The organism is Thermocrispum municipale DSM 44069, from assembly GCF_000427825.1.
GTDB lineage: Bacteria > Actinomycetota > Actinomycetes > Mycobacteriales > Pseudonocardiaceae > Thermocrispum > Thermocrispum municipale.
The window spans coordinates 279,704-296,059 of the sequence record NZ_ATYT01000005.1; the positions used below are offsets into that span (position 1 = coordinate 279,704).

Consider the following 16,356-nt stretch of genomic DNA (forward strand, 5'->3'; position numbering starts at 1 on the left):
CGGGTCGTGGCGTTCGGTCGCGCCCGCATGGCGGCTGTCGGCGATCTGTGGCGCAGTTCCCTGCAGTTCAAGGTCACCGTGTCGACGCTGGCCTTGTCGTCCGCGGTGGTCTTTGTCCTGGTCATGGTGCTGCAGTACCAGATCGCCGAGCGGCTGCTGGACGCCAAGGAGAAGGCCGCACTGGCACAAGCCCGCTCCGTGTTGGAGACCGCGCGTAACGAGCTCGCCGGTGTGGACATCTCGCCGGAGACGTTGCGTGAGCGTCTGGACAATGCGCGCAAGCAGATCACCTTCTCGGCCCCCTCGTCGCAGGACCCGGAAGGTTCCGCCGCGGGCATCTTCGAGCCCGTGCTGGTCGGTGGCACGGTCGCAGGCGGAGACGAGCCGATCGCCGCAGGTGACTACTGGAAGGTGCCGGAGGATCTGCGTCGCTTCGTCGAGCAGCGGCAGGAGTCGCAGCAGATCCACACCGTGCAGGGCAAGACCTATCTGATCATCGGTGAACCGATGACGGCGGCGACCGGCCGCCCGCTCCAGCTGTACCTGCTGTTCCCGCTGACCGCCGAGCAGAACACCGTGAACACGGTGCAGAACACGTTCCTGGTCGGCGGGTTCGTGCTGCTGCTGTTGGTCGCCAGCATCGCGAACCTGGTGACCAGGCAGGTCGTGCTCCCGGTGCGCCGCGCCGCGACCGCCGCCGCCCGATTCGCCGAAGGCGACTTCGACCAGCGCCTCCCGGTTGCCGGCACGGACGACCTGTCCAAGCTCGCCGTGTCCTACAACGAGATGGCCGAGAGCATCCAGCAGCAGATCCAGCAGCTGGAGGAGTTCGGCCAGTTGCAGCGCCGGTTCACCTCCGACGTCTCCCACGAGCTGCGCACCCCGTTGACCACGGTCCGGATGGCCGCAGACGTGCTGCACGCTTCCCGCGAGCAGTTCCCGACCGGCCTGGCCCGCTCCGCGGAGCTCCTGGTCGACGAGCTGGACCGCTTCGAGGCCCTGCTCGGCGACCTGCTGGAGATCAGCCGCCTGGATGCCGGCGTGGAGGAGCTGTCGGCCGAGTTCATCGACCTGCGCCCGATCGTCGAGCGCGTTCGTGAGCAGGTCCGGGTGCTGGCGGGCACCGCGGGCACACCGATCGAGTTGGTGCTGCCCGAGGCCGAAGCCAGCGCAGAAGTGGACGCCCGTCGTGTCGAGCGCATCCTGCGCAACCTGCTGGCCAACGCGGTCGACCACAGTGAAGGCAAACCGGTACGGTTGATCATGGCCGTGAGCGACGACGCGGTCGCCATCGCGGTGCGCGACTACGGTGTCGGTCTGCGCCCGGGGGAGGAGGAGCTGGTGTTCAACCGGTTCTGGCGCGCCGACCCGTCACGCAACCGCCACACCGGCGGCACGGGCCTCGGCCTTGCCATCAGTCAGGAGGACGCCCGCCTGCACGGTGGCGAACTCGTCGCGTGGGGCGAGCCCGGCAAAGGTGCGTGTTTCCGACTGACCCTCCCACGCGAGCAGGGAAACACCGTGACCAGCAGCCCGCTGCCACTCCCGCCGGATCCCCCGGAGGGATCCCCTAACGGGAGTGCGACCAGCGCGCTTCCCAGCGGCGACGAGGCGGGCCGCGGTGGCGATCGAGCGGAGGTGAGCCGATGAAGTCCCGCAAGCTCGGTGTGCTCGCCATCGCGGTCGTGCTTGCTGCGGCGGGCTGTGCGAACCTGCCGCTGGAAACCAAACCGCAGGCGATCCGTGCCGCGACCACCGGGTCTGAGCTCACCGAGCCGTTGCAGCCGCCGGAGAAGAATCTTCCCGCCGCGGACGTCGTGCGTGCTTTCGTGGAGGCGAACGCGCTGGAGGCCGACCTGTATGCGGCTTCCCGGCAATACCTCGCGCCGGACACGGCGAAGAAGTGGAAGCCGCGCAGCGAGGTGCACATCCTCGACGACAACTTCAACACCATTCGGGCGCCCCAGTCCGAGCAGCCGCAGGACGAGAACGAAACCGTCATCACCCTGATCGGCACCGTCATCGGCAAGCTCGGGCCGGACCGCTCGTTCACCCCGCTGAACGAGCCGATGGAGCAGAAGCTCCGGCTGCGCAGGCAGCCCGACACCGGCGAGTGGCGGATCGTCGAGCTGCCCAGCAAGGTGATCACCAACAAGGAGCAGTTCAGCCGGTACTACTTCACCACGCGGCTGTACTTCTACGCGCCCAACAGCGACGTGCTGGTTCCGGACCTGCGCTATGTCGCCGCGCAGCCCGCGGAGGGCCTGAGCAGCCGGATCATGCACCTGCTGCTGAGCGGCCCCTCCTATTCGATTCGCAACGCGGTGGACGACCCGCTGGCCGCCGCGACGATGGAAACCAACGTGCGTGAGGTGGGCACGGCGTTGGAAGTGCCGCTGACCGGGCTGGTCGGGGTCAGCCCGGAGGAACGCAGGCGCATCGTCACCCAGGTCGTGATGTCGCTGGAGAACGTGGACCTGGTGCGACTGCAGTCGGACGGCAAACCACTGCTGCCGGACCGCACCGACTGGCGACGCAGCGACCTGAAACCGCCCACGCCGAAGATCGCCGACAGTCCTGGTTACGCGGTCCTCGACGGCACGATCCGCTCGCTGGCCAACGGCGCGCCGATCTCGGGACCTGCGGGCAATGGTGAGTACGACGTCGTCAGCGCGGCCCAGTCGCTGGAGGGCGGCCAGCTCGCGGCGGTGGAGAAGATCGGCAACCGCGTCCGGCTGCGGGTGGGTGAGCTCGGTAAAGCTCTCGCCCCGGTGAACATCCGCGGCAAGCGCATGACCCGGCCCACGTGGCAGCCGGCCTACCCGGAGAACAAGGTCAGCTACGAGGTGTGGACCGTCGTCGACGGCAAGCGGGTGGTCCGCGCGCAGTTGACTCAGGACGGAGCTTGGGTGCCGAGGACGGTCGACTCCAAGGAGTTGGCTACGTTCGGCCGGATCACCGCGTTCCGGCTGTCCAGGGACGGCACCCGAGCTGCCATGGTGGCCGACGCGAAGCTGGTCGTCGCGGCCGTGCAGCGCACGAACAACACTGTTCGGCTGACCACGCCGCGCATCCTCCAGCCGGCGATGCTGGCCGACGTCAAGGACGTGGACTGGACGACCCAGCACGAGCTGGTGGTCGCGACGGAATCGAACTCCCAGCCGGTCGTTCAGGTGTCCGTTGATGGCTTCACCTCCGCGATCTACAACGCTGCGAACCTGCAGCCGCCGATCAGCGGGATCACCGCACTGCCCAGCGGCCGTGTGCTCGCCGCTGACGAGAACGGCTTGTGGACCGTTTCGTCGACCGGCGAGCCGTGGGATTCCCAGCGGAACACGCAGGAGGGCATGCAGTCACCCTTCTACCCGGGTTGAGCGCACACACGGCTCCACTCGGTGCGAAAAACGTGGATGAATGGCGCACTCGTAACGCTGTTTGCCGGTGAGCTCTCGCGCAGGCGCCGAGGCGGCGTCACGCTTGGCGCATGGGATTGCTCGACTTGGTCCTTCCGTCCCGGTGCGCGGGTTGTGGTGCGCCGAGCGAAGCGTGCTGTCTGCGCTGCACCCGAGAATTCACTGGTCCGCATCCGCTGCCGGTCACGCTGCCGAGCGGCACGCCTGCGTACGCGATGGCCGGGTATCGCGGGCCGGCGCGGCAGGTGGTGCTGGCGTTCAAGGAGCGGAGGCGGCGCGATCTGGCGAAGCCGCTCGGTCGTGTGCTGGCAAGCGGGGTGCTGAACCTGTGCGTGCCCCGGCAAGAGCCTGTTGGTGAAGCGGAACGGATCCACCGCAACACCGCTGCTACGGGGAGCGCTCCGGGCGATCGCAGCCAAGGCGGTGCCGCGGTCAAGGAATCTGGGGCGCGGGCCCGTGTCGCTCCTGCCGAGATCTGTTCATCTTCTGCGGGGCCGCCGAGGAACACGTCACCTTCGGCGAGGCCGCCGAGGAACACGATCTACCTGGTGCCAGTGCCGTCCAAGCGAACCGCCGCGCGCCGACGCGGTGGACCGCATATGCAGCTGCTCGCCGAGGAATGTGCCGCGGTGATGGCGTCACGAGGCGTCGCGACCGCGGTTGCGCCTGCACTCCGGTTGGCCGCAGGAGTGCAGGACGCGGTGGGTCTCGGAGCGGTCGCGCGAGCGGCGAACCTGGCGGGGCGTATCCATCTTGTCCCCGCCGGTCGCCCTCCTCCCGGTGCCGAGGTCGTGGTCCTCGACGACGTGTTGACGACCGGAACGACGGCCACGGAAGTCGTCCGGGTGCTCACCAAGGCAGGGCTGTCCGTCGCCGTGGTGCTGACGCTGACCTCGGTGCAGGCCTTCCGCTGGGTTCGGTGACCGACCCGCGCATCGCGCGCTGCCTCGGCCGGGTCAGGCCCGGGCGCCGGCCGGCCACGCACAACGCAAGGCTTCAGCAGGTGGTGTTCGGGCGACGGATATGGGATCGCCACAGTGCATCGGGCCGGGCCCGAGGCCTTCGCGGTCAGTGCGCGAGCCGGGCAATCTGACGATCGATGAGGCTTTCGGCTTCTTCGAGTGTCCGATGGCCGAGCAGGACCGCATCGCTCAAACCGAGAGCCACCGCGATCAGCAGGTCGGCCTCGGTGACGGGATCGCAGTCCGCGGACAGTTCACCCGCTTGCTGAGCAGCGGTGACCATCGCGGCCACTGCTTTCCGAAGCTGCTCATGGCCTTCCCGGAAACGTTCGGCGATCACCGGGTCTTTCAACGCGCGAACCAGAAAAGCGTTGGCCACCAGCGCATCCGTCCGGCTTGCCGCATCGCGGGGAAGCAGCGCGTGTACGAGCATGCGAAGCCCTGGCAGCCCGTCCGGGAGATTGTCACCGACGCTGTTGTCGACCTGTTCGCGCAACGTTCCGGTCGCATAGCGCAGCATCGCGTCCTTGGAGGGGAAGTAGTGCTGCACCAACCCCTTGGAAATGCCTGCCTCGGCAGCGACCTCGCCCAGGCTCACCCCTTCCAACCCGCGATCGGCCGCTATCCGCCGGACCGCGGCGGCGATGAGCCGTCGGCGTTCCTCATGGTCGACGCGCTTGGGCACGCGACGCACCCCTTTCGCAATACGATCGGCTTGCAAAAATCCGCCCGAGCTTTTATAGTCCGATCGTATCGTCAAAAGGAGGACCCGTGGGGCTCGGTGGATTCGTCTCGGCGCAGGCGCGCGACGAGTACTTCGCGGCGTACGAGTCGGCGTTCACCGCCTTGCCGCCTGCCGCTGAGCGGTTCGACGTCGAGACGGCGTTCGGGACGGCTCGGGTGTACCGATTCGGCGCGCCCGGACCATCGCCGATGGTGCTCCTGCACGGACGGGCCGGCGCCACCGTGATGTGGCAGCCCAACCTCCAGGCGTTCGTCGACCGCAACGGCCCGGTGTACTCGGTCGACGTCATCGGGGAAGCGGGCCGTAGCGTGCAGACCGCGCCCATCCGCGACGGTGCTGACCAGGCTGCCTGGCTGAGTACTGTTCTTGCGGAGCTGGCCCTGGAGGATGTCCACCTGGTCGGCTATTCGTTCGGTGGGTGGCTGGCCGCGAACTATGCGGTGCACGAACCCTCTCGCCTGGCCTCGCTCACCCTGATCGAGCCGGTACAGACCTTCGCCCGATTCACCGCCGGCCTGATCGCGCGCAGCGCGCTGGCAGTGTTGCCGGTGGTGCGGCGTTGGGGGAGGCCCGCGTTCATCAGCTGGATCTCCGACGGGGCAGAGGTCGACGTCGACGATCCGGTCGCCCGCGTCATCGAGGAGGGTATGCGGACGTTCCGGATCGGATTGCCGACGCCGCGCGTGTTCACCGACGCCCAGCTTCGGGACCTCCGGGTGCCCGCGCTTGTGCTGTTGGGTGGCCGGAGCGTCATGCACGACGGCCGGAAGGCAGTGGAGCGGGCGCGTCGGCTGCTCGTCGATGCGCAGTGCGAGCTGTGGCCGTCGGCGACTCATTCCATCGCCGGTGAGTCGGCCGCTGCCGTGAACGCGCGGGTGCTTGCGTTCCTCTCCTCGGTCGAGCGGCGGGGGCGGGAATGAGTAGGTCGTCCGAGGCCAGGCCACTGTTGACACTGCTGCTCTGGGACGCGGGGTTTCCGCTGGCGGCCTACTACGGCATGCGTCTGGCAGGTGCTGGTGAGTGGCTCGCCCTCCTGAGTGGTGCCGGCTGCGCCGCCGCGCGGTTGGCTTTCGTGGCGGTGAAGCAGCGGTCCTTCGACGGATTCGCCGCATTGCTGGCCGCGGTGCTCGGGGTGGGCCTGCTGCTGTCGTTCGTGTCCGGGGACGAGAAGTTCCTCCTGGTGAAGGAGTCGTTCAGCACCGCGGTCGCGGCTGTCGTCCTCATCGCCAGCTGCTTCGGCGACAAGCCGCTCGTTCTCGCCGCCGTGCGGGCCGGCTCGACGCGCGCCAAGCGCGACGAAATCGACCGGTTGTGCGCATCCATCCCGCAGTTCGGACGTGCTTTCGTACTGATGACCGCGGTGTGGGGCGTGGCGCTGATAGTGGAATCCGTCCTGCGTGTTCCGCTGGTCTATCTCCTGCCTGCGGACCTGATGGTCGCGCTGAGCCTGATCCTGCTGCTCGGATCGGTGGCGCTGCTGTCGGTGTGGACCATGTGGTACTCGTCCAGGGTGCAGTCCCGTTATGAAGATCCCAGCGGCGCAGCTCGATCGCAGCCGGCCGTCGGTTCTTCGTAGCGGTGGCTCCTGCCCGGCAAGCAACCGCGGGTGGGCAAACTGGGCACAGCCGCGCCGTCCGGCGCAATTGGCGCATTTCACGCGGTAGCGCGATCGGTGGAACCTTCCGCGCGCGGGGGCCGTTGTCTGGGTGTGAGGCTCAGGTCGAACGGCTGCCGCCGGGTGGAATTCACCCCACCGGGCGCCGTGGAGCCTCGAGGCCGAATTGTTACCCGCAGCGGCTACTTTCTGCTGATCTTGCTCCGTCGGGGTGAGACCCAGGCCACTCGACTGGCCGATTACTTCCCGGTCACCCCGCGATGGATGTCGCGCAGCGCGAGGGTCGCGCATTATGCCGCACGCCTTGGTATCCCCCGCACCGGGGGCTGTTGTTCATGGACGTCACCGGCTAACGTGCTGCGCTATCAGGTTCCCCCCGATCCTGCCAGGCACGAGGAGGTGAACAGCCCATGTCCCTTCGGTGCCGGTGAGCGATCGACGTTACTGGTACCGAGCCCCGTTGATCACAAAGCTCGCATCGCGAGCTAGGGAGGTCGTGTATGGACATCGTCGTGAAGGGCCGCAACGTCGAGGTGCCCGAGCACTATCGGATGCACGTCAGCGACAAGCTGGCCCGTCTCGAGCGCTACGACAGGAAGATCATCCGCTTCGACGTCGAGTTGTTCCACGAGCCGAACCGCCGTCAGCTCAAGAACTGCCAGCGCGTCGAGATCACCGGCATGGGGAAGGGTTCGCCGGTACGCGCCGAGGCCACGGCAGGTGACTTTTACGCGGCATTGGATGCAGCGGTCGCCAAATTGGAGAACCGCATGCGTCGGATGCATGATCGCAGGAAGGTGAGTTACGGGAGGCGATGCCCTGAGTCGGTCGCGGAAGCCACGGCGGCAGCCGTCAACGGCTCGGCGCCCAACGGTCGGCGTCGCGCGGCGTCCACCGCGGTACTCGAAGCGCCCGCGCCAAACACGGCAGAAGCTGAGGACACCGACGAGATCACGGTCCCTGAGCAGAAGCGCTGGAACGACGGGGTCGAGACACACGAGCCCGGCCGCATCGTGCGGGAGAAGACCCACCCCGCGACCCCGATGACGGTCGACCAGGCCCTTTACGAGATGGAATTGGTGGGACACGACTTCTACCTGTTCAACTGCTCCGAAACCGGCAAACCAAGCGTTGTGTACCGGAGGAAAGGATTCGACTACGGGGTGATCCGGCTCGGCTGATCGAGCGGTGAACCTGCAGAGACGACCGATGCCCCGCGGCCACCAGGCGCGGGGCATCGGGCTGTTCTGGCCACGAGCTGCGGACGACAGGGTAGGTTCGCGACCGAAGTCGGTGCAGCAAGAGGAACTATTCGCGTCAAGGCGACCGTTGTCCCTACTGGTTGGCCATTACGATGGACACCATTCGTGCACCGTGAGACGACAAAGCCAGACTCAGTGAGGTCGAGCCGGAATGGTTTTAAGCCGCCTGCTGCGAGCGGGTGAGGGTAAGCGGGTCAAGCGATTGAAGCACATCGCTGACTCCGTGAACTCCTTCGAAGACGACGTCAAGCCCCTGTCCGATGCGCAGCTGCGGGCCAAGACTGACGAGTTCCGGGAACGTCACGCCAAGGGTGAATCACTCGACGAGCTGCTGCCCGAGGCGTTCGCGGTCGCTCGTGAGGCCGCGCGGCGGGTGCTCGGTCAGCGGCACTACGACGTGCAGGTCATGGGCGGTGCCGCGCTGCACCTCGGCCAGGTCGCCGAGATGAAGACCGGTGAAGGTAAGACGCTGACCTGTGTGCTGCCCGCGTACCTCAACGCGATCGCGGGCAAGGGCGTCCACGTGGTCACGGTCAACGACTACCTGGCCAAGCGGGACGCCGAGTGGATGGGCCGGGTGCACCGCTTCCTCGGCCTCGAGGTCGGCGTCATCCTGGCGAACATGTCGCCGGACGAGCGGCGGGTCGCCTACAACGCCGACATCACCTACGGCACGAACAACGAGTTCGGCTTCGACTACCTGCGCGACAACATGGCGTGGAGCCTGGATGAGTGCGTCCAGCGCGGCCACTACTTCGCCATCGTCGACGAGGTGGACTCGATCCTCATCGACGAGGCCCGTACGCCGTTGATCATCTCGGGGCCTGCGGACCAGTCCTCGCGCTGGTACCTCGAGTTCGCCCGGCTTGCCCCGTTGATGAAGAAGGACGTGCACTACGAGGTCGACGAGCGCAAGCGGGCCGTCGGTGTCACGGAGAAGGGCGTCGAGTTCGTCGAGGACCAGCTCGGCATCGACAACCTGTACGAGGTGGCCAACACGCCGCTGATCGGCTACTTGAACAACGCGCTGAAGGTCAAGGAGCTGTTCAAGCGCGACAAGGACTACATCGTCCGCAACGGCGAAGTGCTGATCGTGGACGAGTTCACCGGCCGCGTGCTGTCGGGTCGCCGGTACAACGAGGGTCTGCACCAGGCGATCGAGGCCAAGGAAGGCGTCGAGATCAAGGCCGAGAACCAGACGCTGGCCACCATCACGCTGCAGAACTACTTCCGGTTGTACGAGAAGCTGGCCGGTATGACCGGTACCGCCGAGACCGAGGCGGCCGAGTTCCACCAGACCTACAAGCTCGGTGTGGTCCCGATCCCGACCAACAAGCCGATGATCCGCAAGGATCTGCCGGACCTGATCTACAAGACCGAGGAGGCGAAGTTCGAGGCGGTCGCCGACGACATCGCCGAGCGGTACGAGAAGGGTCAGCCGGTGCTGGTCGGTACCACGAGCGTCGAGCGCTCCGAGTACCTGTCCAAGCTGCTGATGAAGCGGGGCATCCCGCACGAGGTGCTGAACGCCAAGCAGCACGAGCGGGAAGCGTTGATCGTCGCCAAGGCCGGGCGCAAGGGCGCGGTCACGGTCGCGACCAACATGGCCGGTCGTGGTACCGACATCGTGCTGGGCGGCAACCCGGAGATCCTCGCCGACCAGGCGCTGCGTGAGCGCGGGCTCGATCCGGTGGAGAACCCGGAGGAGTACGAGGCCGCGTACCCGGCGGAGCACGAGAAGGCCATCGCCGAGAGCAAGCGTGAGGCGGAAGAGGTCATCGAGGCGGGCGGCCTGTACGTGCTCGGTACCGAGCGGCACGAGTCCCGGCGTATCGACAACCAGCTGCGTGGTCGTTCCGGTCGTCAGGGCGACCCGGGTGAGTCCCGCTTCTACCTGTCGCTGCAGGACGAGTTGATGCGGCGGTTCAACGCCAACATGGTCGAGCGGGTCATGACGACCATGCGCCTGCCCGACGATCAGCCGATCGAGGCCAAGATGGTCACGCGGGCGATCAAGTCTGCTCAGGCGCAGGTCGAGCAGATGAACATGGAGATCCGCAAGAACGTCCTCAAGTACGACGAGGTGATGAACCAGCAGCGCAAGGTGATCTACGCCGAGCGCCGTCGGGTGCTCGAGGGCGAGGACCTGCGCGAGCAGTGTCAGCACATGCTGCGTGACGTCATCACCGACTACGTCAACGAGATCGCGGCTGAGGGCTACGCGGAGGACTGGGACCACGAGCAGCTGTGGACCAACCTGCGCAACATCTACCCGGTCTCGGTGACGTGGGACGAGATCGAGGACAGCCACCCCGACCTGACCAAGGAGCAGCTGGCCGACGCTCTGGTGGAGGACGCGCTGCGGGCCTACGAAAGCCGTGAGGCCGAGATCGACAGCAAGGTCGGCGAAGGCGCGATGCGCGAGCTGGAGCGTCGCGTCGTGCTGTCGGTGCTGGACCGCAAGTGGCGCGAGCACCTCTACGAGATGGACTACCTCAAGGAGGGCATCTCGCTGCGGGCCTACGCGCAGAAGGACCCGGTCATCGAGTACCAGCGCGAAGGCTTCGACATGTTCCAGGCCATGCTGGACTCGCTGAAGGAGGAGATCGTCGGCTTCCTGTTCAACCTGCAGGTCGAGGCGGTCGAGCCGGAGCCCGCGGCGGAAGCGGCGACGGAGGTCCCGGGTGCCGTCCGCGGCAACGGGCAAGCCGAGCGGGGCGAGCGTCGTCAGGGTGCCAGGCACGCCAAGCCGGTGCCGCCACAGCCGGCGGTGGAGGAGTCGGCCATTCCGGCAGCCCTGCGTGGCCCGTCGGGCGGTGGCGCCCCGTTGAGCTACTCCGGCCCGGCGGAAGGCGGTGGCGTCGCACGCAGCGGCGGCAACGGTGGTGGCCAGGGCAACCGGGGTGCCCAGCAGCAGGGTGCCAGCAGGCGGGAACGGCGTGCGGCCGCCCGTGCGCAGGCGAAGAAGGCGAAGAAGGCGCGCCGCTGACCAAGGTGACGAAGGCATGCCGCTAGCCGGGTAGACGACACAGGCGCGCTGCTGACCAAGGCGACGAAGGCACGCCGCGAGCCGGGAAGGCGGACAAGGCGACGCCGTGAAGCGCACCGACAAGTGAAGCCCGCGGGGCCGGAAGGCGCCGCGGGCTTCACTGTGTCCAGGGTGATCGTCGATCAGGCGACCGTCGCGTGGTGCGGATGACTGCTTACCGGGCTGATCACCTCGAAATCGGTGATTGACCACCCGTGCCAGAAGGCTTGCAGCCTGCCCGCCACCGCGAACGCCCGCCCCCTCCCCGGCGCGTACACGGTCGCGCAGTACTCCAGCGTGCCGGGCTCGGACCGGTTGACGTGCACCTGTCGGATGACACAGCGCGCACCGATGCCGAGACCGTGCCTGCCACGCAGTCGTACTTGCAGGTCGGCGCTGACCTTCCGTTCCAAGCTGGCTGCTGGGCGGCGGCCTTCGGCGACCTCGATCAGCGCTGACAGCCAGCGTCGCAGCTGTGCTTGTCCGGGCTCGTCGGCGACGTCGGTGGTCCGTTGGACCGGCACGGTCACCTGGCGTGCCTGGACGGGGATGCTCAGCTGCCCCGAGGGACAGCGATCGACGATCGTGCCCGGCTGTGGCTCGACCGGACCGACGAACCGCAGCCGGGCTCTGGACGTGACGGTGAGAGGCAATTTCTCCCCTTTCCTCAATGGCGAGATCCCCCAAACGTCTCGCCGTCGATCAGTTAGAGGCAGCTGCCCCGGCGTCGGCCGCAACGATCACCGGATCGTGCGATGAACTGCTGCGGAACGAGGCGCCACCAGCCGCGCGCTTCGCCACTACGACCAGCGTGGACTGTTGAACGCCGTTCACCCGCGGCGCAGCAGTTCGAAACACGGCACTGCGGCCGTAGCCGAAACGTTCAGCGACTCTGCTCGCGGCGCAGCAACTCGAAGCACAGCACCGCAGCCGCGGCTGACACGTTCAGCGACTCCACGCCACCCCGCATCGGGATACTCAGCTGTCCCGTCACCAGCTCCCGCACGGCCTGACCGATGCCCGCCGACTCGCTCCCCAGCACGAACACCGCGCGGTCCTCCAACGGTGCGGTGAAGACCGAATGCGGAGCATCCGCAGCCAGCGCATACAGGGCGTAGCCGGCCGACACCGCGGCCTGCGCGGCTTCGGCAGCCGTGGCGCAGCGCAGCACCGGCGCCCGGAAGGCCACGCCTGCAGAAGCCTTCACCACGAGCGGGTCGATCGACGCCACGCCTTTACGCGGCACGATCACGCCGCCGATCCCCGCGGCCGTCGCCGTCCGCAAGATCATGCCCACGTTCGCCGGGGTGGTGATGCCGTCCAGCAGCAGCATGCGTCGTGGCGCATCCGAGGCCAGCGCGTCGGCCAACGGCCGCATCCGGGGCGCGACCACGTCGGCCAGCACGCCCTGGTCCTGCTTGCCGTTCCCCGCCAGCACCTTCACCCGGTGCGCGCTGGCTGTGTTCACCGGCACGCCGCGGGCCTTGGCCGCCCGCCGGATCTCGCTCACCGCCTGCCCGCGGGAACCCTCGGCGAGCACCACCTTGTCCACGGTCAGGCTCCGATCGGCCAGTACCTCCAGCACCGGCTTGCGGCCGTAGACAGTGACGAAGCGATCCTTCGGGGACACCACGGGTGCAGCGTATGCCAGGATCGATGGCATGCCGGATCGACTGTCCGCGCTCGACGCGTCGTTTCTCTACCTGGACGGTCAGGCGACGCCGATGCACGTCGGGGCGGTGGCGATCTTCGAACGGCACACCGGTTTCGACTTCCACACCGCGCTGGCGCTCATCCGCGAGCGGCTCGGCTACCTCCCGCGCTACCGTCAGCGCGTCATGACGGTGCCGGGCAACCTGGCCCGCCCGGTCTGGGTCGACGACGTCGACTTCGACCTCAACTATCACGTGCGCCGGTCCGCGTTGCCTTCACCGGGCAGCGACGAGCAGCTCTACGAGCTCGTCGCGCGCCTGATGGCCCGGCCGCTGGACCACGAGCGGCCGCTGTGGGAGGCGTACTTCGTCGAAGGTCTCACCGGTGACCGTGTGGCGCTGGTGACGAAGACGCATCAAGCGCTGGTCGACGGAATCGGCACCATCGAACTCGGGCAGGTCGTCCTCGAGCCCACGCCGACCGAGGTGGACGAAACGGTCGACGACGACGACACCTGGCTGCCTGCGAAAACGCCATCGCGCGGTGAGCTGCTGTTCGACGCCCTGGCGGAAACCGTGCACAGCCCCGGCATGTTGGTCGAATCCGCCCGGAGTGCCGCAGGGGACGCCGTGGCCACGCTGTCCAAACTGGCCGGAGTCGTCGGTGGCGCGGCCTCGGCCCTGCGAACGGTCGTTCGTCCGGCTCCGCCCAGCCCGCTCAACGTCTCGGTTTCCGGCGGACGCGTCTTCGCCGCCGTCCGCTCCAGGTTGGACGAATACCGGGCCATCCGGGCAGCCCGCGGCGGCACGGTCAACGACATCGTGCTGGCCGTGGTCACCGGCGCCCTACGGGAATGGATGCTGACCCGCGGAGTGCAGCTGAGCCAGGAAACCACCGTCCGCGCGCTCGTCCCGGTCGCGGTGACGGATCCGGCGACGCCCGGCTACTCGTCGGCAGGGCTGGTCGGTAACCAGGTCGACCCGCACCTAGTCGACCTGCCGATCGGCGAACCCGACCCGGGGATCCGGCTGCAGCACATCTCGCACACGATGGCCGAGCACGCCGCATCCGGGCGGGCGGTTGCCGCCCGGTCCCTGCTGAAGCTGGGTGGCTTCGCGCCTGCCACGTTGCACTCGCTGGGTGCCAGGACCGCAGGGAGCCTGTCCGACCGCATCTTCAATCTGATCGTCACCAACTCACCCGGTCCGCAGGTGCCGATGTTCGCCGCGCAGGCCAGGCTGCTGGAAATGATCCCGATCATCCCGCTGATGCGGAATCAAGCTCTGGCCATCGGCGTGACGTCGTACGACGGAGGGGTCTACTTTGGACTCAATGGCGATCGCAAAGGGGCATACGACATCGACGTGGTGGCGGCCATGATCCGACAGTCGTTGGACGAACTGAAGGAGGCGGGCGCATGAGGGTCTACCTACCGGCGACCGTGAGCATGCTGCGCGAGCTCGCCGCGAAGGGGGAGCTCGCCCCGGTCGACGGCACGGCTTTCGCGCTGACGCCCACGTTGCGGGAATTCTACACCGGCGGCACCGACGAGGAGCTGGAGTACATCGCGTTGCTGGAAGCGGCGCGGGCTTCGCTGCGCCTGGTGGCCGCCGAGCTCGACGCCGGAACCACCGACCCGCCGCGTCGTGCCGTGGTCGCGGCCGACACCGACGCCGTGCAGCTGCGGCCGGATCTGGACTCGGCGGTGGTACGGGTGTCCGGGGCCGTGCCGATGAGCGCGGTGGCCGCGGTACACGTCGACGCGGCCGAGGCCGAGGAGGCCGTGCGCGCCGCGACCGAGGTCATCGACCAGGCCGATCTCGGCGACGACGACGCGGAGTTCGTGCTGGGCGACGCCGAGGACCACGAGCTCGCCTGGTACGCGCCGCAGGAGCTGCCGTTCCTGCTCGAACTGCTCTGAGTCGTTGTTCGGTCGGACAATGCTGCTCAGGTGGCGTAGTCCGAGTGAACAAGCGCGCGGCGGGGTGAGGCGTGCCACGATGGGGGCAAGCCCACAAGGCACCGGAACCCTCAGGGAGAGAGCGCCATGGATGCCATCACGTCTGTCCCGCCGCCGCGCAACGAGCCGGTGCTCGGTTACGCGCCGGGGAGCGCGGAGCGCGAGTCGTTGCAGAACAAGCTGGCCGAGTTGAAGGCCGACAAGGCCGAGCTCACCCAGACCATCGGCGGCGTGCAACGCATGGCGGGTGGTGAACCGTTCGACGTCGTCACGCCGCACGAGCACAGCCACGTCCTGGGCACCAGCGCGCAGGCGACCGAGCAGGACGTCGCCGACGCGGTGGCCGCCGCCAAGAAGGCCGCGCCCGAATGGCGAGAGATGCCGTTCGACGAGCGCGCCGCCATTTTCCTGCGCGCCGCCGACCTCATCGCGGGCCCGCACCGCGACACGCTCAACGCCGCGACCATGCTCGGCCAGTCCAAGTCGGTGCAGCAGGCGGAGATCGACGCCGCCTGTGAGCTGATCGACTTCCTGCGGTTCAACGTGCACTACGCGCAGCGCATCATGGCCGAGCAGCCGATGTCGCCGCCCGGGCAGTGGAACCGTTCCGACTACCGGTCGCTGGAAGGCTTCGTCACCGCGATCACCCCGTTCAACTTCACCGCGATCGCGGGCAACCTGCCGACCGCCCCGGCGATCATGGGCAACACCGTGGTGTGGAAGCCGACCCCGACCCAGCAGCTGGCCGCCCACTACACCATGCGGATCTTCGAGGAAGCGGGCCTGCCGCCCGGCGTGATCAACATGGTGACCGGTGACGGCAAGGCGGTCAGTGCGGTCGCGCTGTCCGACCCGGACTTCGCCGGCCTGCACTTCACCGGATCCACCGCGACGTTCAAGCTGCTGTGGACCACGATCGCGCAGAACCTCGACCGCTACCGCGCCTACCCGCGGATCGTCGGCGAGACCGGCGGCAAGGACTTCGTGGTCGCGCACCCGTCGGCGCAGATCGAACCGCTGGTGACCGCGCTGATCCGAGGCGCGTTCGAATACCAAGGGCAGAAGTGTTCGGCGGCCTCCCGTGCCTACCTGCCGAGGTCGCTGTGGGAAGGCGGCCTGCGTGACCAGCTGGCCGACGTCACCAAGACCATTCGCTACGGCGACGTGACCGACTTCAGCTACTTCGGTGGCGCGGTGATCGACGCCAGGGCGTTCGCCAAGCACTCGCAGCTGCTCGACGACGTGCGCTCCGACGGCGAGATCGAGGTGCTGGTCGGCGGCGGTTGCGACGACTCGGTCGGCTACTTCGTCGACCCGACCGTGCTGGTGTCGAGCAACCCGCATCACAAGGTGTTCGCCACCGAGTACTTCGGTCCGATCCTCGCGGTCTACGTTTACGAGGACAGCGAATACTCCGAGGTGTTGGACACGGTCGACACCACCGCCCCGTACGGGCTGACCGGCGCGGTGTTCGCCACCGATCGGGCCGCTGTTCAGGAGGCGATGACGAAGCTGCGCTTCACCGCGGGCAACTTCTACATCAACGACAAGCCCACCGGGTCGATCGTGGGCCAGCAGCCGTTCGGCGGCGCGCGGGCCTCCGGTACCAACGACAAGGCGGGCTCGATGTGGAACCTGCTGCGCTGGACCAGCCCGCGCTCGATCAAGGAGACGCTGGTCCCGCCGACGGACCACACCTACCCGCACATGGGCTGACC

13 protein-coding genes are annotated in these 16,356 nt (G+C 67.8%); 10 read left to right on the forward strand and 3 right to left on the reverse strand.

The window, feature by feature from the left end; all coding sequences use genetic code 11:
* Positions 1-27: 27 nt before the first annotated feature.
* The 3 genes from mtrB (at position 28) to YWM_RS22480 (ending at position 4,336) form a co-directional block, all read left to right on the forward strand.
* Positions 28-1,650 carry an MtrAB system histidine kinase MtrB gene (gene mtrB / locus YWM_RS22475; protein ID WP_084612230.1) on the forward strand — a complete coding sequence of 541 codons (1,623 nt, stop codon included), beginning with the start codon at positions 28-30 and terminating at the stop codon, positions 1,648-1,650.
* A complete protein-coding gene (locus YWM_RS0106580; protein ID WP_028850052.1) occupies positions 1,647-3,374 on the forward strand; it encodes an LpqB family beta-propeller domain-containing protein in 1,728 nt (575 codons plus the stop codon). Before mtrB ends, YWM_RS0106580 begins: the two co-directional genes overlap by 4 nt.
* A 638-nt stretch (positions 3,375-4,012) precedes the next feature.
* Positions 4,013-4,336: a ComF family protein gene (locus YWM_RS22480; protein ID WP_043659886.1), complete on the forward strand. Its 324-nt coding sequence runs from the start codon at positions 4,013-4,015 to the stop codon at positions 4,334-4,336.
* Positions 4,337-4,481: 145 nt separating this feature from the next.
* Here YWM_RS22480 and YWM_RS0106590 read toward each other — a convergent pair whose 3' ends face one another.
* A complete protein-coding gene (locus YWM_RS0106590; RefSeq protein WP_245565939.1) occupies positions 4,482-5,135 on the reverse strand; it encodes a TetR/AcrR family transcriptional regulator in 654 nt (217 codons plus the stop codon).
* Between the two features lie 11 nt (positions 5,136-5,146).
* On the opposite strand from YWM_RS0106590, the gene YWM_RS0106595 reads away from it, so the two are divergent.
* The 4 genes from YWM_RS0106595 (at position 5,147) to secA (ending at position 10,986) form a co-directional block, all read left to right on the forward strand.
* Positions 5,147-6,040, forward strand: a complete 894-nt coding sequence (locus YWM_RS0106595; protein ID WP_052344622.1) for an alpha/beta fold hydrolase — start codon at positions 5,147-5,149, stop codon at positions 6,038-6,040.
* Positions 6,037-6,696, forward strand: a complete 660-nt coding sequence (locus YWM_RS22485) for a VC0807 family protein (protein ID WP_052344623.1) — start codon at positions 6,037-6,039, stop codon at positions 6,694-6,696. Before YWM_RS0106595 ends, YWM_RS22485 begins: the two co-directional genes overlap by 4 nt.
* A gap of 539 nt (positions 6,697-7,235) precedes the next feature.
* A complete protein-coding gene (gene hpf / locus YWM_RS0106605; RefSeq protein ID WP_028850055.1) occupies positions 7,236-7,916 on the forward strand; it encodes a ribosome hibernation-promoting factor, HPF/YfiA family in 681 nt (226 codons plus the stop codon).
* 232 nt (positions 7,917-8,148) lie between these two features.
* Entirely contained in the window at positions 8,149-10,986 is a 2,838-nt protein-coding gene (gene secA, locus YWM_RS0106610; protein WP_028850056.1) for a preprotein translocase subunit SecA, read from the forward strand.
* 182 nt (positions 10,987-11,168) lie between these two features.
* Here secA and YWM_RS25120 read toward each other — a convergent pair whose 3' ends face one another.
* Together YWM_RS25120 and YWM_RS0106620 are read right to left on the reverse strand one after the other, a co-directional pair.
* Entirely contained in the window at positions 11,169-11,678 is a 510-nt protein-coding gene (locus YWM_RS25120) for an Rv3235 family protein (RefSeq protein ID WP_052344624.1), read from the reverse strand.
* A gap of 230 nt (positions 11,679-11,908) precedes the next feature.
* Positions 11,909-12,688, reverse strand: a complete 780-nt coding sequence (locus tag YWM_RS0106620) for a TrmH family RNA methyltransferase (protein ID WP_043659889.1) — start codon at positions 12,686-12,688, stop codon at positions 11,909-11,911.
* On the opposite strand from YWM_RS0106620, the gene YWM_RS0106625 reads away from it, so the two are divergent.
* The 3 genes from YWM_RS0106625 to pruA all read left to right on the forward strand — a co-directional run bounded on the left by YWM_RS0106625 (position 12,687) and on the right by pruA (position 16,354).
* Positions 12,687-14,099 carry a WS/DGAT/MGAT family O-acyltransferase gene (locus YWM_RS0106625; RefSeq protein ID WP_028850058.1) on the forward strand — a complete coding sequence of 471 codons (1,413 nt, stop codon included), beginning with the start codon at positions 12,687-12,689 and terminating at the stop codon, positions 14,097-14,099. The two genes, YWM_RS0106620 and YWM_RS0106625, sit on opposite strands and share 2 nt — an antisense overlap.
* Positions 14,096-14,599: a DUF6912 family protein gene (locus YWM_RS0106630; protein WP_028850059.1), complete on the forward strand. Its 504-nt coding sequence runs from the start codon at positions 14,096-14,098 to the stop codon at positions 14,597-14,599. Before YWM_RS0106625 ends, YWM_RS0106630 begins: the two co-directional genes overlap by 4 nt.
* A gap of 126 nt (positions 14,600-14,725) precedes the next feature.
* Positions 14,726-16,354 (forward strand): L-glutamate gamma-semialdehyde dehydrogenase, encoded by a 1,629-nt coding sequence (gene pruA, locus YWM_RS0106635; RefSeq protein WP_028850060.1) that lies wholly within the window; start codon positions 14,726-14,728, stop codon positions 16,352-16,354.
* The last annotated feature ends 2 nt before the right edge of the window (positions 16,355-16,356 follow it).